Genomic DNA, 23,753 nt, shown 5'->3' on the forward strand with positions numbered 1-23,753 from the left:
TAAAAGGTAGAAAGTAGGTCTTATTATGACACCTGAAAAAATCGCTCGAATCAATGAGCTTGCTAAAAAGAAAAAAACAGAAGGGTTGACTCCAGAAGAAGAAGTGGAGCAAGCAAAACTTCGTGAAGAATACATTGAAGGTTATCGTCGTTCGGTTCGTCACCATATCGAAGGAATTAAAGTGGTGGACGAAGAAGGTAACGATGTGACACCTGAGAAACTACGCCAAGTACAACGAGAGAAAGGTTTGCACGGCCGCAGTTTGGATGATCCCAATTCATAAATAGATAATAGAAAACTCGATCAGAAGTTGAACTGATCGAGTTTTCTTGTTCTATATGGGCTACTCTGAATCCTTATCTCTATTTTTGTAGTTTTTCCATTGATTTTTAAATATCCAAATAGAGATGGCAAGAACGAAGGCTGCTGTCCAAAAAATCCAAGGGACAGGGGTGCGTAGGAAAAAGTAGACTGCAATTAGATCGGCCACTAGCAGGCCAAGGAGGAGGTATTTCTTATCTTTCATAGAGTTATTGTATCACAATTTGCTTCTCTCGGTCTATTGGTTGATAGGATGAGCTTTTGAAGAATGGGAACTTTTTATCCGAAAATGATGAGCAGATAGAGAAGAGAATCTCAAGTGCATCCTGGTCAGATTTGTGGTAAAATAGATAGGATATGAGTAAAGAATTTCATCATGTAACGGTCTTGCTCCATGAAACGATTGATATGCTGGATGTAAAGCCAGATGGAATCTATGTGGATGCCACTCTAGGTGGAGCTGGCCATAGCGAATATTTATTAAGTCAATTAAGTGAAAAAGGGCATTTATATGCTTTTGACCAGGATCAGCATGCGATTGATAATGCGGAGAAACGATTAGCTCCTTATGTTGAAAAGGGCATGGTAACCTTCATCAAAGACAATTTCCGGAATCTTCAAGCGCGTCTCCAAGAATTGGGAGTCAATGAGATTGATGGAATCTGTTATGATTTAGGAGTTTCTAGTCCCCAGTTAGATGAGCGGTCTCGCGGTTTTTCTTATAAAAAAGATGCTCCCTTGGACATGCGGATGAATCAAGAAGCCTCTTTGACGGCTTATGACGTGGTCAACAACTATGATTACCACGATCTAGTCCGAATCTTTTTCAAGTATGGGGAAGATAAGTTTTCCAAGCAAATTGCTAGAAAGATCGAACAAGCGCGTGCGGTAAAACCGATTGAAACGACGACAGAATTGGCTGAAATCATCAAATCGGCAAAACCGGCTAAGGAACTAAAGAAAAAGGGGCATCCAGCCAAACAAATTTTCCAGGCGATTCGAATTGAAGTCAACGATGAATTGGGAGCGGCGGATGAATCAATCCAGCAGGCCATGGATTTGTTGGCAGTTGGTGGTCGTATTTCAGTCATTACCTTTCATTCCTTGGAAGATCGTTTGACCAAACAATTGTTTAAAGAAGCTTCTACAGTAGAAGTACCGAAGGGCTTGCCTTTCATCCCAGAGGACTTAAAACCAAAAATGGAATTAGTCTCTCGAAAACCGATTCTTCCAAGCCAAGAAGAGTTAGAGAAGAACAACCGAGCTCATTCTGCAAAATTGCGGGTTGCTCGAAAAATTCATAAGTAAGAGGAAATAAACATGGCAGATCAACCATTACGATCTCGGGGCAGTCAGTTGCAAGATCGTATTCGTCGCTTTACCAGAGTAGAAAAAGCTTTTTATGGCTCGATTGTCCTAACAGGGATTATTCTCGCTGTCAGTATTATTTTTATTCAGACGCGGATTCTACAAGTGCAAAGCGATTTGACAAACCTCAATACGGAACTAAAAACAAAAGAGACTGAACTAGAAGATATCCGGCAAGAAGTCAATGAGTTGACTCGATATGAACGCTTGTCTAAGTTAGCTAGTTCTCAGGGGATGACCCTCCAAAAAGAAAATCGAAAAGTGGTGAGTTCAAGTAGCGATGAGTAAATTAAAAAAGAAAATCATTCGTTATTCCCTTAAAAAAAGGAAACTTCCAGACCAAAATCGTCGGCAAGTAGCTAAGAATTTAAGTTTGCTTTCCATTCTTGTTTTCTTCATATTTCTCATTAATTTTGCAGTTATCATAGGCACAGATAGCAAATTCGGAAAAAATTTATCTGAGTTATCCCATCAAGTCCATCAGAAAACAGAGATTGTTCCAGCCAAACGAGGAACAATTTATGACCGAAATGGAGCTGTTATTGCTGAGGATGCGACGACTTATAATGTTTATGCGATCATCGACAAAACCTATAAATCGGCAAAAGGTGAAGTTTTATACGTTGAAGAAAGTCAATACAACCAAGTAGCGGACGTTTTTAATCGTTATTTGGGCATGGAAAAAGACTATGTCGTCCAACAACTGTCTCAGAAGAAGCTCAACCAAGTTTCTTTTGGTGCAGCGGGGAATGATATCAGCTATAGCAATATGGATGCTATCCGGAGTGAACTAGAAGCTGCCAACATTAAAGGTGTTGATTTTACGACGAGTCCAAACCGGAGTTATAAAAATGGGACCTTTGCCTCTCAATTTATCGGTCAAGCTCAATTGATAGAAGATAAAGAAGGCAATAAAACCCTGCAGGGAACAACGGGAATAGAAAAATCCTTGGATCGGATCCTGGGTGGTCAGGATGGAGTGGTGACCTATGAAAAGGATCGCAACGGAAATATTGTGCCAGGATCAGATAAGGTTGCCGTGAAGACAGAAGATGGGAAGGATGTATACACAACCCTTTCTGCGGAACTTCAAACCTATCTCGAAACGCGAATGGATGTTTTCCAAGAAAAGGTAAAAGGTAAATATGTCAGTGCGACGTTGGTCAGTGCCAAAACAGGGGAAATCCTTGCAACGACACAACGTCCAACCTATAATGCAGATACCAAAGAAGGCTTGGATATTAAGAATCTGAGAACCTGGAACACGATTCTTTACCAGGATCAATATGAACCAGGTTCGACTATGAAGGTCATGACCTTGGCTGCGGCGATTGATCATGGGACTTTCCCAGCCTATAACGAGGTATATTACAATAACGAGTTGCAAGTAAAAGACGCGACCATCAAAGACTGGGATGTCAATATGGGGCTGTCTGAAGGTCGCTATATGAATATTGCCCAAGGTTTTGCCTATTCAAGTAACATTGGGATGACCAAGCTTGAACAGAAGATGGGCAATAATGTCTGGATGAATTACCTCAAACTCTTTAAGTTCGGACTTCCTACACGTTTTGGAATGGGGGACGAAGGTTTTGGAGGCCTACCAGGTGATAACTATGTCACTCAAGCCATGTCTTCCTTCGGTCAAGGGATTTCGGTGACCCAAACGCAGATGTTACGTGCATTTTCTGCCATTGCAAATGATGGGGAAATGTTGGAGCCTAAATTTATCAGTGCGATCTACGACGGCAAGCATGAAACTGCTCGTAAATCACAAAGAGAGATTGTCGGCAATCCAGTACCCGCTTCAGTTGCCCAACAGACCCGTAATTACATGATTACGGTAGGGACTGATCCTCAATTTGGTACCCTCTATTCATCGGATGGTCCCATTATCCAAGTAGCTGGACAAAATGTTGCTGTTAAATCAGGGACAGCCCAAATTGCGACAGCTAATGGCTACTTGGAAGGCGAAAATGATAATATCTACTCGATTGTTGTCATGACACCTGCTGAAGACCCAGATTTTATTATGTATGTGACAGTTCAACAGCCTGAAGTCAGCTTTAGTCCAAAGAGCTGGCAAGAACTGGTCAATCCAGTCTTGGAAGATGCGGTTGCTTTGAAGGATGAGTTGAATCTAGTAACTGAAACCAAAGCCTTGGATGGGGTCACGAAAGAGGACACCTATAAGATGCCGTCGGCAGAATCCTTGTCGAAAGAATTGAAGTTGAAGCAGACCATCAGCCCAGGTGGCTTCGCAGATGAACTGCGTCGCAATCTGATCCAGCCTGTCGTCCTAGGAACTGGAAAGAATATTAAAAAGATGTCTGTATCAGCAGGAACGAAATTAAAGGCAAATGAGCAAGTGTTATTATTAACAGATGACTTGGATTCAGTTCCGGATATGTATGGCTGGACCAAGGAAAATGTTGATAAATTTGCGGAATGGACGGGCATTGAGATCACCTATAAAGGGGACGGTTCTCGTGTGAGCAAACAAAACGTCAAAGTAGAAACTGCTTTAAAGAAGACGAAGAAAATAACAATTACATTAGGAGATTGATATGTTACTTGCTACCCTAGTAGTATCATTTATTCTAACGGTTATTGGCATTCCTGCCTTTATCCGTTTCTATCAACGGGCCCATATTTCGGGCCAACAAATGCACGAAGATGTGAAGCAACACAAAGCCAAAGCAGGTACTCCTACTATGGGGGGAGTGGTCTTCTTGATCACTTCAGTCTTTGTCACCCTTGTCTTTAGCTTCCTAACTGGGAACTTTACGCGTCCTGTTCAATTGATCCTCTTTATTTTGGTCTTGTATGGAATCGTCGGTTTCTTGGATGACTTCTTGAAGGTCTTTCGTAAGATCAATGAAGGCTTGAATCCCAAGCAAAAATTAGCCCTGCAATTGGTGGGTGGAATCATTTTCTATCTCTTCTCTGAACGCCATGGAGCTGGTAGTCTTCTCAATGTCTTTGGTTGGGATGTCTATTTGGGACATTTCTATATTGTCTTTGCCTTGTTCTGGTTGGTTGGTTTTTCAAATGCAGTCAACTTAACGGACGGGATTGATGGCTTGGCAAGTATTTCGGTAACCATCAGCTTGATCGCTTATTCCATCATCGCTGTTTGGCAAAGACGAATCGATATCCTTTTTGTAACGATTAGTATGATTGGAGCTCTATTAGGTTTCTTCGTATACAACCACAAGCCGGCCAAGATTTTCATGGGAGATGTTGGAAGCCTAGCCCTAGGTGGGATGCTTGCGACTCTATCCATGGCTCTCCACGTAGAGTGGACCTTGCTCTTGATTGGGATTGTCTACGTCTTTGAGACTAGCTCTGTCATGCTCCAGGTGTCCTATTTCAAATGGACCAAGAAACGGACAGGGGAAGGACGTCGGATTTTCCGCATGACGCCTTTCCATCACCATTTAGAATTGGGTGGTCTGTCTGGTAATGGACCTAAATGGTCTGAGTGGAAGGTCGATGCCTTTCTTTGGAGTCTCGGTGCTGGGATGAGTGCCTTGACCCTCTTGATCTACTTTTTGATCAATTCATAAATCATTGAAAATAATAGGTTGGGATGCTATCTCAGCCTTTTTTGCTAGCTGGGAATTGCTGTTCAAAAGAAGAGCGGTAAGAGAACTTTTCTGATATAATAATAGAGATGATGAAAGGATAAGAGAATGAAATTTACAGATTTTAAGTTTAAGGACTATATCCAAGAGGCCTTAAAAGAGATTAATTTTATCGAAGCGACAGAAGTTCAAGAAAAACTCATCCCGATTGTTTTAGCAGGTCGAGATTTGGTCGGTGAATCCAAAACAGGATCAGGGAAGACCCATACTTTCCTCTTACCAATTTTTCAAACCTTAAATGAGGATAGTAGTAATGTCGAAGTGGTCATCACAGCACCTAGTCGGGAATTGGCCACACAGATTTACCACGCGGCTCGTCAGATTGCTAGCCACTGTGAAAAGGAAATTCGGATTGCCAACTATGTTGGCGGAACTGATAAGGCTCGTCAGATTGATAAGCTCCAAGTGGCTCAACCGCATATCGTGATTGGGACACCAGGACGCATCTATGATTTGGTTGCCTCTGGAGATTTAGCCATTCATAAGGCCCATACCTTTGTGGTCGATGAGGCTGATATGACTCTCGATATGGGCTTTTTGACGACTGTAGACAAGATTGCATCCAGTCTTCCAAAGAAGCTTCAGTTTTTGGTCTTCTCTGCTACGATTCCGCAAAAGTTACAACCCTTCTTGAAGAAATATTTGTCTAACCCTGTCATGGAGCAGATCAAAACCAAAACGGTGATCTCGGACACCATTGATAACTGGTTGGTATCGACAAAAGGGCGAGATAAGAATGAGCAAGTCTATCAACTAACCCAGGCTCTTCAACCTTATTTGGCAATGATTTTTGTGAATACCAAGGACAGAGCGGACGATTTGCATGCTTTTCTAGTAGAGAAGGGGCTCAAGGTCGCTAAAATCCATGGGGGGGTTCCTCCACGGGAGCGCAAGCGAATCATGAACCAAGTCAAAAATCTGGATTTTGAATATATCGTGGCGACGGACTTGGCAGCGCGTGGGATTGATATTGAAGGGGTCAGTCATGTCATTAACGATGCCATTCCACAGGACTTATCCTTCTTTGTTCACCGCGTTGGCCGGACTGGTCGGAATGGTCTTCCTGGTACAGCCATCACCCTCTATCAACCGAGTGATGACTCAGACATTCGGGAGCTTGAAAAATTGGGCATCCAGTTTGTCCCTAAGGTCTTGAAGGCTGGAGCTATCGAAGATACCTATGACCGGGATCGCCGGGCTAATCGTGAAAAACGCCAAGAAAAACTTGACATTGAGATGATCGGCTTGGTCAAGAAGAAAAAGAAAAAAATCAAACCAGGCTACAAGAAAAAAATCAAATGGGCTGTGGACGAGAAACGTCGCAAAGCCAAGCGAGCTGAGAATCGTGCTCGAGGTCGAGCAGAAAGAAAGGCGAAACGCCAAACCTTTTAGTGATAAAGAAATTTAAAGATTTCCATAAAAATTAACTATTTGGTCGCTGATTTATTTTGTGACAGACTATCTATAGATAGTCTATTTTTTTGCTCTTAGGGGAGATGCTTGCTTGTTATCACATCAGACCTGAAGCATGATTTACGAACGATCAGTAGCAAAACTCAGCATTTTAACTGTAAATATGATAGAATGATTCATTATCGAGGGAGGAAGTAACGAAGATGTTTACAACTACTTATCTGGCATCTGGCTGGTACGAAGAGTTTTTAAAATGGATACCAGAAGGAGAAATCTTTAACCTACGCGTCGTTTTTGAAGCTATTCCCGGAATTTTAAAAGAGCTTCCAAATACGATTTTGTTAACCTTGGCAGGAGCCTTTTTTGGTTTATTGCTAGCTCTATTGTTTGCCATTGTCAAGATCAATCGGGTAAAAATCCTCTACCCGATCCAAGCCTTGTTTGTGAGTTTTTTAAGAGGGACACCAATTTTGGTCCAGTTGATGCTGACCTACTATGGAATCCCGCTCCTATTGAAGGCCATTAACCAACAATATGGGACAGCCTTTAATATCAACGATGTGCCAGCCCATTTATTTGTCATTGTAGCCTTTGCCTTCAATGAGGCAGCCTATGCCAGTGAGACCATTCGGGCAGCAATTTTATCTGTTGATGCGGGTGAAATCGAAGCAGCGAAGAGTCTCGGCATGACCAATGCTCAAGTTTATCGTCGGATTATTATTCCAAATGCAGCCGTGGTTGCGACTCCGACCTTGATCAACTCTTTGATTGGTTTGACCAAGGGGACTTCCCTGGCCTTTTATGCAGGTGTTTTGGAAATTTTTGCCCAAGCCAAGATTATGTCGGGGAATGACAGTCGCTACTTCGAGCGCTTTATCTCTGTTTCATTGATCTACTGGGCCATTAATATTTTGATTGAACAATTGGGACGTTGGATCGAACAGGTACTCTCTATCAAAGATCCAAAAGTTGTTACCCAAACCTTGCAAGAGGAGGAACGAGCAGCATGATTCGGATTTCACAATTATCAAAATCTTTTTCCGGTCAAATGGTCCTAGACCATCTCGATCTGGAAGTTCAAAAAGGGGAAGTCGTTGCCTTGATCGGTTCTTCTGGAGCTGGGAAATCAACCTTCTTGAGAAGCTTGAACTATCTGGAAGCTCCGGATAGTGGCAGTATTGAGATCAATGGGGAAAAGGTAGACTTTGAAACCATCAGTAAGGACGAGATCCTGACCCTTCGAAGAAAGCTAGCTATGGTCTTTCAACAGTTTAATCTTTTCAGTCGCAAGACTGCTTTGGACAATGTCAAGGAAGGACTGATCGTCGTCAAAGGCTTATCCGACCAGGAAGCGACCAAGATTGCCAAAGAAGAACTCGCAAAAGTCGGTCTGTCGGACCGCGAAACCCATTACCCTCGTCATTTGTCAGGAGGGCAGAAACAGCGGGTGGCCTTGGCACGTGCCCTAGCCATGAAGCCAGAAGTCCTCTTATTGGATGAGCCAACTTCAGCCCTCGATCCGGAATTGGTCGGAGAGGTAGAAAAAGCCATCGCAGCAGCAGCTCAGGCAGGTCAAACCATGATTCTGGTTAGCCATGATATGAGCTTTGTTTCCCAAGTGGCAGACAAGGTCTTGTTCCTAGACAAGGGGAAAATTATTGAATCTGGGACTCCAGAAGAGATCATGAAAGCTCCTAAAGAAGAGCGGACAAAAGAATTCTTTGCTAGTTACAAACGAACATTTGTTTGATATAATATATAAGAGCTCGAGTCTGGAACGCGATGTTTCAGACTCGGATTTTTCTTTGAGTAGGTGCCTCAGGAAAAGATGAATAGTAGTAGTTCATTTTTCCGCGAAGATAGAAGTTTCAACTTGATCCAATAGTGAACGAAACGAATCGGCACCTCGTCCCCTCATTCCAATCTTGGATACTAAGGAGATCTTATGTTAAACCAATTGCTATCTCTCTATATCGAGAGCCTAATCATCACTTCAATTGGGGTGTTGGTTGCTTCAGCTATTTGGATAGGCTTGCGAGCGGCTCGTAAGACGGATAAAACAGCTAAGGAACGCCAGTTACACCTCTATGATATTTTATTGATTGATATTATGACAATTCCAGTTCTTACCTTTGCAGTCATTGGAGTTCTGTTTATTCTTCGAGCAAGATAATTGCAAAATGATTGAATTGGAGTTAGAATCAAGATAGTTACAACAAAAGGAGAAGCTTATGTATGATACACTGATTATCGGCGCAGGACCTGCGGGAATGACCGCAGCCTTGTATGCAGCCCGCAGCAATCTCAAGGTTGCCTTGTTAGAAGCAGGAATTCCTGGCGGACAGATGAACAACACGTCTGACATTGAAAATTATCCAGGCTATGCCAACATCAGTGGTCCTGAATTGGCTGAAAAGATGTTCGAACCTCTAGAAGCTTTAGGAGTGGAACACTTGTTCGGCAGAGCTGAAAACATTGTGGATCAAGGAAACTACAAGGAGATTACGACAGATGATGGTCTCCTTCAAGCCAAGACCGTTATTATTGCGACTGGTTCTAACCATCGCTTGTTGGGAGTTCCAGGTGAAGAAGAATTAAATAGTCGTGGGGTTTCTTATTGCGCTGTCTGTGATGGCGCCTTCTTCCGAGATGAAGACCTCATGGTTGTTGGTGGAGGAGATTCTGCGGTTGAAGAGGCAATCTTCCTGACTCAGTTTGCTAAGTCTGTTACCATTGTTCATCGACGCGATGCCCTACGTGCCCAAAAAGTTCTTCAAGACCGAGCTTTTGCCAATGAAAAGATTCACTTTGCTTGGAATACAGTGGTCGAAGAGATCAAAGGGGACAACCGTGTGACCAGTCTGGTCTTAAAAGATGTTCAAACTGGTGAGGTTCGCGAGCAAGCAGCTGGTGGTGTCTTTATCTATGTGGGCTTGGATCCTGTCAGTGACTTTGCCAAAGACCTCGGTATTCTAGACGATCAAGGTTGGGTGATCACTGATGATCATATGAAGACCTCCGTGCCGGGTGTCTTTGCGGTTGGAGATGTCCGCCAAAAAGATCTTCGTCAGGTCACCACAGCTGTTGGAGATGGCGCTGTCGCCGGTCAAGAAGCTTATAAATATATTACTGAACACGAAGAATAAGAGAGAAGAAAGGGATGTTCGTCTGATGGAAAGAGGCGAAGATCCCTTTTTTTTACGATAAAAAATGAGGCTTAGCCCGGATTAAACTCATGTGGTCCTGCTTAAAATGTGCTATAATGTGTTTAAAATTATTTTGGACTGTGCCAGTTGACAGAGCGTGACTGGTGCCATGACGTAAGAAAAAAGAAGAGGGATCAAACATGTACCCAGATGATAGTTTAACTCTCCATACTGATTTGTATCAAATCAATATGATGCAGGTTTACTTTGAACAAGGCATCCACAATAAAAAGGCGGTCTTCGAAGCCTATTTCCGCCAGCAACCTTTTAAAAATGGCTATGCCGTCTTTGCAGGTCTTGAGCGCATTGTCAACTATTTGAAGAATCTACATTTTTCAGAGTCGGATATTGCCTACTTAGAATCCTTAGGCTACGAAGGAGCCTTCCTGGATTACTTGAAAAATTTCAAAATGGAATTGACCGTTCGTTCTGCTAAAGAAGGGGACCTGGTCTTTGCCAATGAGCCGATTGTTCAAGTAGAAGGACCGCTAGCCCAGTGTCAATTGGTCGAAACGGCCCTCCTCAATATTGTCAATTTCCAAACCTTGATTGCTACAAAAGCCGCTCGGATCAAGGCTGTGATCGAAGACGAACCTTTGATGGAGTTCGGAACTCGTAGAGCGCACGAAATGGATGCGGCTATTTGGGGAACCCGTGCAGCCGTTATTGGAGGCGCTAGCGGGACCAGTAACGTACGTGCAGGAAAACTCTTTGACATCCCTGTCCTTGGGACACATGCCCATGCCTTGGTGCAGGTCTATGGCGATGATTATAAAGCCTTCAAGGCCTATGCTGAGACCCATCGCAACTGTGTCTTCCTAGTGGATACCTATGATACGTTACGCATCGGAGTTCCAGCTGCGATTCAGGTAGCGCGTGAGATGGGCGATCGCATTAATTTCCTAGGTGTCCGGATTGACTCAGGAGATATTGCCTACATCTCGAAAAAGGTTCGCCAGCAGTTGGATGAAGCTGGTTTCACAGAAGCGAAGATCTATGCTTCAAATGATTTGGATGAGAACACCATCCTCAACTTGAAGATGCAAAAGGCTAAAATTGATGTTTGGGGTGTCGGAACCAAGTTGATTACGGCCTATGATCAACCAGCCCTCGGAGCAGTCTATAAGATTGTTGCTATCGAAGACGAAAATGGTCAAATGCGAAATACCATCAAGCTGTCTAACAATGCTGAAAAAGTTTCAACCCCAGGGAAGAAGCAAGTTTGGCGTATTACCAGTCGGGAAAAAGGCAAATCTGAAGGGGATTACATTACTTACGATGGAGTGGATGTCAATGAACTGACAGAAATCAAAATGTTCCATCCGACCTATACCTATATCAAGAAGACGGTTCGTGATTTTGACGCCATCCCGCTCTTGGTCGATATTTTCAAAGATGGGGAACAAGTCTACGAATTGCCAGCTTTGATGGATATCCAAGCCTATGCTCGGAAGGAATTTGACAAGCTCTGGGATGAGTACAAACGTGTCCTCAATCCACAACATTATCCAGTGGACTTGGCCAAGGATGTTTGGCAAGATAAGATGGACCTCATTGATCAGATGCGTCAGAAAGCCTTGGGAGGTGAAGAAGAATGAGCCTACAAGAAGACATTATTGCCCAATTAGGGGTCAAACCAGTCATTGATCCTCAAGAAGAGATTCGCCGGTCGATTGATTTTTTGAAGGATTACCTGCAAAAACATCCTTTTCTAAAGACCTTTGTCTTAGGAATTTCAGGAGGTCAGGACTCGACCCTAGCGGGTCGCCTGGCTCAATTAGCCATGGAGGAAATGCGGGCAGAGACTGGAGATGCCAGTTATCAGTTTGTTGCAGTCCGCTTGCCCTACGGTGTCCAAGCGGATGAAGCAGATGCCCAAAAGGCCTTGGCCTTCATCCAGCCAGACGTCAGCCTGGTCGTGAACATCAAGGAATCGGTCGATGCCATGGAGCGTGCTGTCGAAGCGACAGGAACGGATGTCTCAGACTTTAACAAGGGCAATATCAAGGCACGGAGCCGGATGATTGCTCAGTATGCCTTGGCAGGTGCCTATAGTGGAGCCGTCATTGGGACAGACCATGCAGCCGAAAACATCACTGGATTCTTTACCAAGTTTGGAGATGGCGGAGCCGATATTCTGCCTCTCTACCGCCTTAACAAGCGCCAAGGCAAGCAGTTGCTTCAGGCACTGGGAGCTGATCCAGCCTTGTATGAGAAGGTACCGATTGCGGATTTGGAAGAGGAGAAGCCAGGTATCGCTGACGAAGTAGCTCTTGGGGTGACCTATGCAGAAATTGATGACTACCTAGAAGGGAAATCAGTTAGCCCGGAAGCCCAAGCAACCATTGAAAACTGGTGGCACAAAGGCCAACACAAACGTCATCTACCGATTACGGTATTTGACACCTTTTGGCGTTGATAGGAAAGAAAAGTCGGTTGAGCCGACTTTTTTAAAACAGGAAAGGAGGAAAGAGGATGAGGAAATTAGGTTCTATTGAATTGGAGACCAAGCGTTTATTATTAAGACGCTTTGTTGTAGAGGATGCAAAGGCAATGTTTGAAAATTGGGCGTCTGATAGAGATAATCTTAAATATGTGACTTGGGATCCCCATACAAATCCTCAAGTGACTCAAGCTTCAATTGAGAGATGGCTCCTTCATTACCAAGAGGAAAACACATACAAATGGGCGATTTGCAAGAAAGATGATCCCACACAAGTGATAGGTGATATCAGTGTCGTTTCTCAGAATCCACAAAAAGAACTGTGTGAAGTCGGCTATATTCTAGGGAAGAACTTCTGGGGTCAAGGTCTGATGACAGAAGCCCTCCAGACTGTTTTACACTTTTTGTTGGTAGAGGTGGGATTCAAGGAAATTCAGGCCAAGTATGTCAGTTTGAACCCTGCTTCGGGAAGGGTTATGGAAAAAGCTGGGATGCAATATCTAGCTACTCTCCCAAATGCTGTTGCCAGAAAAGGCTATGTCGGAGATCAAATAATCTACACTATCCATTCTTCTGACCTTTAAAACAATTTTTACTTGAAGATTTTAGCCAATGGTCTATAATGGTAAGTAGCTTTACAAAGGAGAATCTTATGTCAGAATTAACACAAGAATTTACAGATCAACTCTATGCGAATTACCAAGCAAATGTGAAATTTGTGGCTCTTGAAAATGCCATCACCCACAATGGGATTCATGCAGCTTTAGAGACACGCAAAAGTGCAGTTGAAAATACACCCGTCTTTTCTCTTGATTTAACCAAGGACAAGGTGACGGACCAGAAAGCTTCAGGTCGTTGCTGGATGTTTGCGGCTCTGAATACCTTCCGTCATAAAATGATTGCCAGCTTCCAATTAGAGGATTTTGAGTTGTCTCAAGCTCATACCTTCTTCTGGGACAAGTACGAAAAATCCAACTGGTTCTTGGAACAAATCATTGCGACAGCGGACCAGGATTTGACCAGCCGCAAGGTGGCCTTCCTCCTTCAAACCCCTCAACAAGATGGTGGTCAATGGGATATGGTCGTTTCCCTTTTTGAAAAATATGGGGTTGTACCCAAGTCTGTCTATCCAGAATCTATCTCATCTAGCAATAGCCGGGAGCTCAATACCTACTTAAACAAATTGTTGCGTCAAGATGCGCAGATCCTACGCGAATTGCTTGCGAGTGGAGCAGATCAAGTAACGGTTCAAAGCAAGAAAGAAGAGCTCCTCCAAGAAATCTTTAATTTCTTAGCTATGTCACTGGGCTTGCCCCCTCGTACATTTAGTTTCTCTTATCGCGATAAGGACAATAACTTCCACACAGAGTCTGGCTTGACACCTCAAAGTTTTTACAAAAAATATGTGGATCTTCAGTTGGAGGACTACGTTTCTGTTATCAATGCGCCAACGGCAGACAAGCCTTATGGCCAGTCCTATACGGTTGAGATGCTGGGGAATGTGGTCGGTAGCCGGGAAGTTCGCTACCTCAACGTTCCGATGGAGCGCTTGAAAGAATTGGCCATTGCCCAAATGAAAGCTGGGGAAACTGTTTGGTTTGGATCAGATGTCGGCCAAGTCAGCAACCGGAAAGCTGGAATCCTTGCGATAGATGTCTACGATTTTGAAGCGGGAATGGATATCCAGCTGACTCAAGATAAGGCAGGGCGTTTGGATTATGCGGAAAGTCTCATGACCCATGCCATGGTCTTGACTGGTGTAGATTTGGACGAAGCTGGACGTCCTCTTAAATGGAAGGTTGAAAATTCTTGGGGAGAGAAAGTCGGAACAGATGGCTACTTTGTAGCTTCTGACGCTTGGATGGACGAATACACCTACCAAATCGTCGTCCGCAAGGAACTGTTGACGGCGGAAGAATTGGCTGCTTATGAGGCAGAACCGATTGTCCTAGCTCCTTGGGATCCAATGGGGGCTTTGGCTTCTAAATAATATACATAAAAAACACGATTGTTTAAGAACAATCGTGTTTTATTAATATAGTGTGGTCTAATTAGTGATTTTGCTCATTCTCTTTAGAAGATGATTCTGTGTGTTGAGAATTCTCTTCTGAGCTAGATGAACTTGAGCTGTCTTCTGTTGATTCGCTCGTTTCTTCAGCTGTATAGCTTGGCTCATAATAGTAGTAATTGTAGTTGTTCTTACCATTATTAAGATAGAGGTAGGAACCGCTACGGTATACGCCACTTGGTTGGGTCCAGTCTTCGCTACCTGATCCGTATTGCTCATACAAATACAGCATCATTTGTTTGTAGACATCCGTCGCGACTTTGATTCCATCATCTAGGACTGGAGTCAAGCGATTGGTATATCCTGTCCATACAGCCATAGAATATTGCGTGGTGTAACCCACAAACGATTCATCAGGTGTCACAATACTTGAGTAATTGTAGTCTTTGGTCAGTTTTTTTAATTCGTTGTCGGCATAGTTAGAGGTACCTGTTTTACCAGCGTGATAAAGACCAGAGATATTTGCATTGTATCCTAAACCAGCTGTGATAACTGATTTCAACATATCTGTCATCATGTAAGCTGTGGCTTCTTTCATCACTCGTGTTCCAGAGGTTTCAAAGTTCTTCGTTGTACCATCGCTAAAGACAACCCGATTCACATATTGTGGCTTGTAATAGGTACCGCCATTTGCGAAGGTTGCATAAGCAGCGGCCATTTTCTCACTGCTAGCCCCGTATTTGTTGCTAGAGTCGCTGGTATTACTTGAGATGGCATTTGCATATACCATTTCTGGATAATCGATTCCGATGCTGCTCAAGAATTTCTTAGCCTTCTTCAAACCAACTTTTTCAAGGGCCCGGACCGCAGTAACGTTACGGGATTGTTGGAGAGCATAGACCATGCTGATATTACCATAGTATTGTCTATCCCAGTTATAAATTTGCGTATTTGTACCAGGGAAGTTGTAAGGTGTATCAGGAATGGTTACTCCAGTGGAGCTATATTCTTCATGTTCAATCGCGGGAGCATAATCTGAGATAGGTTTCATTGTAGAACCCCAATCTCGGTTCGTTTCGACAGCTTGGTTGGTACCGAAGGATACATTAGATGATTGATGACGGGATCCCAACTGAGCAATGACTTTTCCGTTTGTCACGTCGATGATAGTAGAAGCAACTTGCAATTCATTATCTGGATAATTGACATATTCGTCAGAGTTGTAAATATCCCATAGACGTTTTTGAGCTGCGGTATCGACGTTGGTGTAGACATCCATACCAGTTGTCAAGACATTGTAGCCTGTCTCTTCTTCGACTTGTTGGATGACTTCTTTAAGGTAGTTATCCATATAAGCAGGATAGTTGCTTGAGCCTGTCAGACTTTGTAAACCATCTGTAACAGGTGTATTGACGGCACTTTCGTACTGTTCGTTTGTAATGGACTTCATGTCCAACATTTCTTTAAGAACCAGATTACGGCGTTGGAGTGCAGCTTCCGGATTGGTATAAGGGTCGTATTGGTTGGGTGCCTGAGGCATTCCGGCCAATAGGGCCACTTGTGGCAGAGAAAGGTCCTTCAAGTCTTTTGCATAGTAGCTACGAGCAGCTGTTTGCATTCCGTAGTTTCCGTTAGACATGTAGACTTTGTTGATGTAGTAGGTCAAAATCTCTTGTTTAGTGGCTTTTTGTTCTAATTGTGTCGCAAGCCAAGCTTCTTGGATTTTCCGAGATAGGGTTTGGTCGGACGAAGAAGTAGAGAAGTAAGTGAGCTTGATCAATTGCTGTGTAAGAGTAGATCCCCCTTGGCGACCTCCTCGGAGGTTACTGAAGAAGGCTCCTCCAATACGAATAAAGTCGACCCCTCTGTGGTTGAAAAAGCGGTGGTCTTCAATCGCCACAATCGCATTGACCAAGTCGGTTGGGATTTCATTTGTTTTTACGTTGATTCGTTTTTCAGCACCCAAGTCGGCAATCAGATTGTTTTGATTGTCATAGATTTTACTGGAAGTCGTTGCGATGAGGTCTTTCTCAGAAAGAGTCGGTGCTTTTGAGGCATAGTATCCAAATATCAATCCACCCAGAATAAGTAAAAGGAAAAATAAGGAAATAGCCGCAATCGCTGCATATTTTAACCACTGGATAACTGTTTGTTTGTTCATTTAATTACCGCCTAGTAGATTCTGTTCGATAATATCGAGATAAGGGACGCTTGGAAGGCAATCTGTCTCGATACGATAACCATTTTCCTGTATATAGGTCAATGGCATAGATTTACTGCCGTGATCGATGTTGTAAAAGTCTATTAAGGAAGGAGCGGGCAGTAGATAAGTCTCATTGAGCTTTGCAAAATGCAAGAGCACAAAACAAATTCCTCCCTGTTGGACGACCGCAGCCATGTGATCAATCTGGTGCTGATGAAAGTTCTTCATCGGCATGGATTGTTTCTGCTGGGTCTCTTTTGCTTCAAAATCAATGTAGTGTCCTTTATAAATACCAGAATAGTCTGTGGTAGACGCCTGGCGAAAATAAGCTTCCACAATCTTTGCCCGACTGCGATGAGGATAGTCCACCTTTACAATCTGGATGGGTGTCGGCTTTTTATGAATCACCGCTAGCCCTCTAGAAAGGTAGTACTGATTGCTCTCATTAATCATTTTTTCAAATGTCATCCCCCGATTGGCAAAGTTTACACTTTGCTTCCTCTGGATGGGCGAAGAAGATTTCTTGCTAAGTTTGTGAGGATAGTTGACCATAATTCTCCTTATTGGTACAATTACATCACTCTATTATATCACAAAATGAAGAAGGGAGGGGAAATAATGAATAGTTTACTGATTACAGGATACAAGGCATTTGAATTGGGAATTCTGACAACAAAGGACCCTAGACTTCCCATTATTAAAGAGGCGATTCGCAGGGATTTAGTCCGTTTTTTGGAAGAGGGGGTCAAGTGGCTGATTTTTACGGGTAATCTAGGTTTTGAAGCCTGGGCCTTGGAGGTTGCCCAGGAATTAAGAAAAGAATACGAGATACAGTTGGCCACGATTTTTATGTTTGAAAACCAAGGAGAGAACTGGAATGAGGCCAACCAAGAACTCCTTAGTCGCTTTAAGCAGGTTGATTTTGTCAAGTATGCCTATCCCTCTTATAGCCAGCCAGGCCAATTTAAAGAATACAATACATTTTTGTTAGAAAATACAGATGGCGCTTATTTATTTTACGATCCAGAACACGAAACAAATCTCAAATATCTTTACAAAATGATGCTAGAAATGGATCAGTATCAGGTCAAAAGATTAAACTTTGATGACTTAAATGAAGTAGCAGAAAAAATTTACGAAAAATAAGTGATTTACCTTGATTTTTGCTCCTCATTTTTTATATAATGATTATGATTAACTAGAACGGAGAGAATGATGGCAAGTATTATTTTTACTGCGAAAGATATTTTTGATCAAGATTTCAAAAAAGAAGTTCGTGGATTTAGTAAAGTTGAGGTAAATGAGTTTTTGGATGATGTCATCAAAGACTATGAAACCTATGCTGCCTTAGTGAAGGAATTGAAAGAAGAAAATGCTCGGCTCCGTGAAGAATTAGCGAAGAAAACGAGCCAAGCAACTCCGAGTCCATCAGTTCCTGAATCTGCTCCAAAGCATGAGTTTCCTCAGGTCACTACTACGACAAACTTCGATATTTTGAAACGCTTAAATCGTCTTGAAAAAGAAGTCTTCGGGAAACAAGTCGTAGATCGTGATTTTTAAGACATAAAAGATGAATCGTGCAATTTTTGGATAATCGCGTGAGAGCTTTCTCTCATGAGGAAAGTCCATGCTAGCACAGGCTGTGATGCCTGTAGTGTTTGTGCTAGGTGAATCCATAAGCCTAGGGACTTGATTTTCAAGTTACGGCGAGCGAACGGGCTAAGTCTTAGGATAAGTTCTACTAGCTCTGAAAGTGCCACAGTGACGTAGTTTTTAGGGAAACCTAAAAAGTGGAACGCGGTAAACCCCTCAAGCTAGCAACCCAAACTTTGGTCGGGGCATGGGATGCATGGAAACGAACATTGCATTCTGACTGGAAACAGTAGACAGATGATTATCGAAGGAAATGGTACCTAGTCATTTCTGGAACAAAACATGGCTTATAGAAAATTGCATATAGGTGGTGAGGGGGAGAGAAATCTCAACCTCCTTTTTTAAACAATGAGGAACAAATGAAAAAACAATTTGAATTAATTGCGACAGTTGCTGCTGGATTAGAAGCAGTGGTTGGGCGTGAATTACGAGAGCTCAGCTACGATTGCCAAGTGGAAAATGGACGAGTCCGTTTCAAAGGCGATGTTCGTGCAATCATCGAAACCAATCTTTGGTTGCGGGCTGCAGACCGAATCAAGATCGTCGTAGGATCCTTTCCTGCTCGTACCTTTGAAGAACTTTTTCAAGGAGTTTTTGCCTTGGATTGGGACCAATACCTCCCTTTAGGAGCGCGTTTCCCCATCTCCAAAGCAAAATGTGTCAAATCCAAACTGCATAACGAACCGAGTGTACAAGCGATTTCAAAAAAGGCTGTTGTTAAAAAGTTGCAAAAACACTATGCCCGCCCGGAAGGCGTTCCATTGATTGAAAATGGACCGGAATTTAAAATTGAAGTTTCCATCTTGAAGGACCAAGCGACTATTCTAATCGATACCACTGGTAGCAGCCTTTTCAAACGTGGTTATCGGACGGAAAAAGGGGGCGCACCCATTAAGGAAAATATGGCGGCAGCCATTCTTCAACTTTCTAATTGGTATCCAGATAAGCCCTTGGTTGATCCGACTTGTGGATCAGGGACCTTCTGTATCGAAGCAGCGATGATGGCTCGCCAGATAGCGCCAGGCTTGAGACGGACCTTCTCATTTGAAGAGTGGAATTGGGTGGATAATCGACTGATTCAAGAAGTTCGCACAGAGGCTAGTAAAAAAATCAATCGGGACATTGTCCTAGACATCATGGGAACCGATATCGATGCGCGGATGGTTGAGATTGCCAAAGAAAATGCTCAAAAAGCTGGAGTTGCGAGCGATATCACCTTTAAGCAAATGCGGGTGCAAGATTTGCGCTCGGATAAGATCAATGGGGTCATTATCTCCAATCCACCGTATGGTGAACGCTTATCCGATGATGCAGGGGTGACAAAATTGTACGCTGAGATGGGAGAGGTCTTTGAGCCTTTGAAGACTTGGAGCAAATTTATCCTGACCAGCGATGAAAATTTTGAGAAAAAATTTGGGCGACAAGCAGATAAAAAACGAAAATTATATAACGGAACCTTAAAGGTTGACTTGTATCAGTTCTTTGGGGAACGAGTACGTCGACAAGCGACTAGTGAGAAAGGAAACATATGACAAAAGAAGATAAACAGCAGTTGGGCCAAGAGGCAGAGTCAGTTCTTGATTTTAAGGACGCCAAAGAGATGACGATTGGCCAAGCGAACCGCAAAGCTGAAGAAATCGAAGCAGGCGTCAAGGAAACAGACAATGTCCTTGATAAATACATCAAACAGCACCGTGACGAAATCGAAGCTCACAAGTTTGATACCATCGTCATGCAAAAGGAAATGTTGGCTGAGGCAGAGGAAGCAGCCACTGTGGATGCGGCGGACCCGATTCCAAGTGAAGAGCCAGTGAAAGAAGCAGTACCGGCTGAAGCAGGTCAAAAAGAAGGCGCGTCTACTCGCATTCCAGATCCAATTCCTGGGGAACGCCCTGCAAAAATTAAGTTTGGTCCAGAGCCAACAGAACCATATGTGGATGAAGAAATTGAGATTCCTGAAGAACCGAAAAAAAGCCGGGTCAAACCAATTTTGTTTTCAGCTTTAGCTCTGACAGCAGTTGCTACGGCTAGTTGGTTGTCTTATCAATGGATCCGTAACCAGTCTAAAGGGGAAACGACAGTGGTCTCTTCTACTAGCTCATCTAGCAAGAAGTCCTCTAGTTCTTCTTCCTCAACGAGCGCGAATACAGAGGCTTTGCTGAAGGATTTTAACGATCAGTATGCAGCTTTCTTTACAGATGACACGCAGACGAAGTTGAAAAATGATTCTTTTGGTAATTTGGAAAAACTAAAAGCTAGTTTAGAAAAATTGAAAGATACCAAGGAATACGATGCAGCCAAGAGTAAATACGATGAATTGGTGAAGCAGGTTTCTGCTATTCAAACAGTAAACTCTCAGTTTACCAGCCCAGTTATTAAGGATGGGGCCATTGATACCAAGGCGCAGGTAAAGAGTGATGCAGTCTTTTCAGATGCGTCAACAGCTAATACACAGTTGAACCAATTGTTGAAAGATGCTGCAGCTCAAGGACGATCACAACAAGTTGCCACTCCAGCACCTGTGACAGATGGTGGAGGCAGTGCTACCGGAGGAAGTGTAGCTTCTTCTGGAACGGTTATCAGTCCAGCTCCGACTCCAGCCCCAGCTACTGAAGGCAACACGACAGGCGGAGTGAATCCAGGTTATTCTGGCTTCGGTCTTCAAAGTACCGGTGTGCCTCTTCAACGAAACTTGAGCCGAGTGCCATACAACCAAGCAGCGCTTGACGATGTAAACAATCCTGCATGGACCTTTAACCCTGGTATTTTGGAGAAAGTTCTGAAGATTGCTCGGGAACGTGGTCATATCGTTGGAGATCAATACATCTTGGAACGCGTGAATATCATCAACGGCAATGGTTATTACAACCTCTTTAAGCCAGATGGAACTTATTTGTTTAGTATCAATGCTAAAACAGGCTACTTTGTCGGAAACGGAAAAGGCCATTCCGATGCATTGGATTATTAAGAATTAAAAAAGACTTCTCTTTGAAAGAGAAGTCTTTTGTTTTTTTATACGATATGACGTGTAAATGGATCGTCAGAAATACCTTGTTCGAGAATCAATTTGCACCACTCTTTGGCAGAAAAGAGGCTGTGATCTTTATAGTTTCCGCAAGATTCAATCGTCGTTCCTGGGACGTCTTCCCAGCTAGTCGCTTCAGCAATTTCCTCTAGGGAGGATTTAATGACTTGTGCAATGGTTTTTGGATCGTGCTGTCCCCACATAATCATATGAAATCCAGTACGACACCCAAATGGGGAACAATCGATCATGCCATCAATGCGTTTACGGATCAACATAGCTAATAGATGCTCAATTGTATGTAAACCAGCAGTCGGGATAGAGTCTTCATTTGGTTGAACCAAGCGGATATCGTAGTTTGAGATGACATCTCCTTTTGGTCCAGTTTCCTCTCCGATTAGGCGGACGTAAGGGGCTTTTACAGCAGTATGGTCCAATTCAAAACTTTCCACAATAACTTCTTTCGTCATGTATCTTCCTCAATTTCTTTTTTCTTGATTATAGCACAATTGTCAGTGGATGAAAACATAAGAGAAGAGAGAGGCAAGTAGCCGTTGAAATAAGATTCAGAAGCTTGTTTTTAGGGTGTTTTCCCGTTAGAATCAAGGGAAAGAAGCATTAGAATAATAGCAGAAATAGATTAGTTTTCGCTAGAAAATTTGTTTGTTAATTTTGTAAAAATATGATAAAATAATAAAGAATTTTTTAATTCAACTATTCATTAGATTAGGGGTAAAAACATGGAATTTGGAATTGCAATTGTTTTTGCCGCAATCATTGGTTTAGTCATTGGATATGTAGGGATCTCAGTCAAGATGAAAGCATCGAAAGAGGCTGCAGAACTTACTCTTTTAAATGCTGAACAAGAAGCAACGAATTTACGTGGACAGGCAGAGCGCGAAGCTGATTTGATTTTGAAAGAAGCTAAGCACGAGTCTAGTTCACTTAAAAAAGAAGCACTTTTGGAGGCAAAGGAAGAAGCCAGAAAATATCGAGAAGAAGTCGATGCTGAGTTTAAGTCAGAGCGTCAAGAATTAAAACAATTAGAAACCCGCTTAGCGGAACGTTCGAATAATCTTGATCGCAAAGATGACAATCTTACGAGCAAAGAGCAAGCTCTTGAACAAAAAGAGCAAAGTCTTTCAGATAGAACTAAACACATTGATGCGCGTGAAGAACAATTACATGAGCTAGAAAAGAAGAAAGAAGAAGAATTAGAAAAAATTGCTTCTCTGACTCAATCGGAAGCACGTGATATTATCTTAACGCAAACAGAAGAACGACTTTCCAAAGAGATTGCGACTCGAATTCGAGAAGCAGAAGTGGAAGTGAAAGAACGTTCAGATAAAGTTGCAAAAGATATCCTGGTTCAAGCCATGCAACGGATGGCTGGGGATTTTGTGGCAGAACAGACCAACTCAACGGTTCATTTACCAGATGATGGAATGAAGGGCCGGATTATTGGTCGCGAAGGTCGAAATATCCGAACCTTCGAAAGCTTGACAGGTGTGGATGTGATTATTGATGACACTCCAGAAGTAGTCACCCTGTCTGCATTTGATCCGATTCGTCGGGAAATCGCACGAATGACCATGGAAAGTCTCTTGAAAGATGGTCGCATCCATCCAGCTCGGATTGAAGAGTTGGTAGAGAAGAACCGTTTGGAAATTGACCAACGGATTCGTGAATATGGTGAAGCAGCAGCCTATGAAATTGGCGCACCAAATCTACATCCTGATTTGATGAAGATTATGGGACGCTTGCAATTCAGAACTTCTTATGGACAGAACGTCTTGCGTCACTCCATTGAGGTTGCTAAGTTATCTGGTATTATTGCTAGTGAGCTTGGTGAAAATGCTACCTTGGCTCGTCGAGCTGGTTTCCTTCATGATATTGGTAAAGCCATCGACCGTGAGGTAGAAGGTAGCCACGTAGAAATTGGTACTGAATTAGCTCGTAAATACAAAGAGCATCCAGTTGTTGTCAATACGATTGCTAGTCACCATGGTGATGTTGAACCAGAAAGCGTCATCGCAGTTATTGTTGCAGCAGCGGATGCCTTGAGTGCAGCGCGTCCAGGTGCCCGGAGCGAGTCTCTTGAAAGCTACATCAAACGCCTGCAAGACCTTGAAGAAATTGCAAATGGCTTTGAGGGAGTTAAGACCAGCTTTGCCTTGCAAGCAGGTCGTGAAATTCGAATTATGGTCAGCCCTGAAGAAGTCAAGGATGATAAGTTGACCATCTTGGCTCATGATATCCGTGAGAAGATTGAGTCCAACTTGGAGTACCCTGGTAACATCAAGGTAACCGTTATTCGTGAATTACGTGCTATTGATTATGCAAAATAGAGCTTGTTAAAAGCCATATATAAAAGATAGTCAGCGAAGGTGGAACAACCTTAGTTGGCTATTTTTTTGTGAGTCGTGTTAAAAATGGGGTGGCACAGATGAAATGGTTCATTGGTAG

22 protein-coding genes and 1 other RNA gene are annotated in these 23,753 nt (G+C 43.0%); 20 read left to right on the top strand and 3 right to left on the bottom strand.

The genetic code is table 11. The features are described 5' to 3' along the window. Positions 1-25: 25 nt before the first annotated feature. The 14 genes from I2C87_RS09120 (at position 26) to pepC (ending at position 14,388) form a co-directional block, all read left to right on the top strand. The gene (locus I2C87_RS09120) at positions 26-283 is read left to right on the top strand and encodes a DUF896 family protein (protein ID WP_023920274.1); all 258 of its coding nucleotides are present in this window, start codon (positions 26-28) and stop codon (positions 281-283) included. Positions 284-678: 395 nt separating this feature from the next. Beyond that, positions 679-1,629, top strand: a complete 951-nt coding sequence (rsmH, locus tag I2C87_RS09125; RefSeq protein ID WP_006596867.1) for a 16S rRNA (cytosine(1402)-N(4))-methyltransferase RsmH — start codon at positions 679-681, stop codon at positions 1,627-1,629. 12 nt (positions 1,630-1,641) lie between these two features. After that, positions 1,642-1,977, top strand: coding sequence for a cell division protein FtsL (ftsL, locus tag I2C87_RS09130; protein ID WP_125336187.1), 336 nt, complete (start codon positions 1,642-1,644; stop codon positions 1,975-1,977). Further along, the gene (pbp2X, locus tag I2C87_RS09135; RefSeq protein ID WP_195324680.1) at positions 1,970-4,255 is read left to right on the top strand and encodes a penicillin-binding protein PBP2X; all 2,286 of its coding nucleotides are present in this window, start codon (positions 1,970-1,972) and stop codon (positions 4,253-4,255) included. The genes ftsL and pbp2X overlap by 8 nt, the downstream gene beginning before the upstream one ends. Before the next feature lies 1 nt (position 4,256). Continuing rightward, positions 4,257-5,258: a phospho-N-acetylmuramoyl-pentapeptide-transferase gene (mraY, locus tag I2C87_RS09140; RefSeq protein ID WP_195324682.1), complete on the top strand. Its 1,002-nt coding sequence runs from the start codon at positions 4,257-4,259 to the stop codon at positions 5,256-5,258. A 126-nt stretch (positions 5,259-5,384) separates the two neighbouring features. Further along, on the top strand, positions 5,385-6,728 hold the full coding sequence (locus I2C87_RS09145; RefSeq protein ID WP_195324684.1) for a DEAD/DEAH box helicase: 1,344 nt from the start codon (positions 5,385-5,387) through the stop codon (positions 6,726-6,728). Positions 6,729-6,952: 224 nt separating this feature from the next. Continuing rightward, positions 6,953-7,759: an amino acid ABC transporter permease gene (locus I2C87_RS09150; protein ID WP_129822843.1), complete on the top strand. Its 807-nt coding sequence runs from the start codon at positions 6,953-6,955 to the stop codon at positions 7,757-7,759. Then, positions 7,756-8,499, top strand: coding sequence for an amino acid ABC transporter ATP-binding protein (locus tag I2C87_RS09155; RefSeq protein WP_195324686.1), 744 nt, complete (start codon positions 7,756-7,758; stop codon positions 8,497-8,499). Before I2C87_RS09150 ends, I2C87_RS09155 begins: the two co-directional genes overlap by 4 nt. Positions 8,500-8,694: 195 nt before the next feature. Beyond that, positions 8,695-8,922, top strand: a complete 228-nt coding sequence (locus I2C87_RS09160) for a DUF4059 family protein (protein ID WP_006596860.1) — start codon at positions 8,695-8,697, stop codon at positions 8,920-8,922. A gap of 58 nt (positions 8,923-8,980) precedes the next feature. Next, the gene (gene trxB / locus I2C87_RS09165) at positions 8,981-9,895 is read left to right on the top strand and encodes a thioredoxin-disulfide reductase (protein ID WP_120701199.1); all 915 of its coding nucleotides are present in this window, start codon (positions 8,981-8,983) and stop codon (positions 9,893-9,895) included. A 200-nt stretch (positions 9,896-10,095) separates the two neighbouring features. Further along, the gene (locus I2C87_RS09170) at positions 10,096-11,553 is read left to right on the top strand and encodes a nicotinate phosphoribosyltransferase (protein WP_129270653.1); all 1,458 of its coding nucleotides are present in this window, start codon (positions 10,096-10,098) and stop codon (positions 11,551-11,553) included. Then, positions 11,550-12,374, top strand: coding sequence for an ammonia-dependent NAD(+) synthetase (gene nadE, locus I2C87_RS09175; RefSeq protein ID WP_129270655.1), 825 nt, complete (start codon positions 11,550-11,552; stop codon positions 12,372-12,374). Before I2C87_RS09170 ends, nadE begins: the two co-directional genes overlap by 4 nt. Before the next feature lie 56 nt (positions 12,375-12,430). Then, positions 12,431-12,982, top strand: a complete 552-nt coding sequence (locus I2C87_RS09180) for a GNAT family N-acetyltransferase (RefSeq protein WP_129270657.1) — start codon at positions 12,431-12,433, stop codon at positions 12,980-12,982. A 68-nt stretch (positions 12,983-13,050) separates the two neighbouring features. Then, positions 13,051-14,388, top strand: coding sequence for an aminopeptidase C (gene pepC, locus I2C87_RS09185; RefSeq protein WP_129270659.1), 1,338 nt, complete (start codon positions 13,051-13,053; stop codon positions 14,386-14,388). 61 nt (positions 14,389-14,449) lie between these two features. Here pepC and pbp1a read toward each other — a convergent pair whose 3' ends face one another. Next, on the bottom strand, positions 14,450-16,567 hold the full coding sequence (gene pbp1a / locus I2C87_RS09190; RefSeq protein ID WP_195324687.1) for a penicillin-binding protein PBP1A: 2,118 nt from the start codon (positions 16,565-16,567) through the stop codon (positions 14,450-14,452). Further along, the gene (recU, locus tag I2C87_RS09195; protein WP_195324689.1) at positions 16,568-17,161 is read right to left on the bottom strand and encodes a Holliday junction resolvase RecU; all 594 of its coding nucleotides are present in this window, start codon (positions 17,159-17,161) and stop codon (positions 16,568-16,570) included. Between the two features lie 66 nt (positions 17,162-17,227). Between recU and I2C87_RS09200 the strand changes: the two genes are divergently transcribed. The 5 genes from I2C87_RS09200 to I2C87_RS09220 all read left to right on the top strand — a co-directional run bounded on the left by I2C87_RS09200 (position 17,228) and on the right by I2C87_RS09220 (position 21,230). After that, positions 17,228-17,755, top strand: coding sequence for a DUF1273 domain-containing protein (locus I2C87_RS09200; RefSeq protein WP_195324691.1), 528 nt, complete (start codon positions 17,228-17,230; stop codon positions 17,753-17,755). Positions 17,756-17,824: 69 nt separating this feature from the next. Continuing rightward, complete coding sequence (gene gpsB / locus I2C87_RS09205; protein ID WP_006597079.1) at positions 17,825-18,169, top strand: cell division regulator GpsB; 345 nt, start codon at positions 17,825-17,827, stop codon at positions 18,167-18,169. Between the two features lie 22 nt (positions 18,170-18,191). Further along, positions 18,192-18,557, top strand: an RNA gene (gene rnpB / locus I2C87_RS09210) — RNase P RNA component class B. 64 nt (positions 18,558-18,621) lie between these two features. Next, entirely contained in the window at positions 18,622-19,794 is a 1,173-nt protein-coding gene (locus I2C87_RS09215; protein WP_195324717.1) for a THUMP domain-containing class I SAM-dependent RNA methyltransferase, read from the top strand. Further along, entirely contained in the window at positions 19,791-21,230 is a 1,440-nt protein-coding gene (locus I2C87_RS09220) for a cell division site-positioning protein MapZ family protein (RefSeq protein ID WP_195324719.1), read from the top strand. The genes I2C87_RS09215 and I2C87_RS09220 overlap by 4 nt, the downstream gene beginning before the upstream one ends. A 44-nt stretch (positions 21,231-21,274) precedes the next feature. On the opposite strand, the gene I2C87_RS09225 is transcribed toward I2C87_RS09220, so the two are convergent. Continuing rightward, positions 21,275-21,757 carry an S-ribosylhomocysteine lyase gene (locus tag I2C87_RS09225; RefSeq protein WP_006596848.1) on the bottom strand — a complete coding sequence of 161 codons (483 nt, stop codon included), beginning with the start codon at positions 21,755-21,757 and terminating at the stop codon, positions 21,275-21,277. A 270-nt stretch (positions 21,758-22,027) separates the two neighbouring features. Here I2C87_RS09225 and I2C87_RS09230 point away from each other — a divergent pair, with 270 nt between their 5' ends. Continuing rightward, complete coding sequence (locus tag I2C87_RS09230; protein WP_048715288.1) at positions 22,028-23,635, top strand: ribonuclease Y; 1,608 nt, start codon at positions 22,028-22,030, stop codon at positions 23,633-23,635. Positions 23,636-23,753: the final 118 nt, after the last annotated feature.

This window comes from Streptococcus sp. 1001283B150225_161107_H12 (genome assembly GCF_015552665.1).
In the GTDB taxonomy this organism is placed as follows: domain Bacteria; phylum Bacillota; class Bacilli; order Lactobacillales; family Streptococcaceae; genus Streptococcus.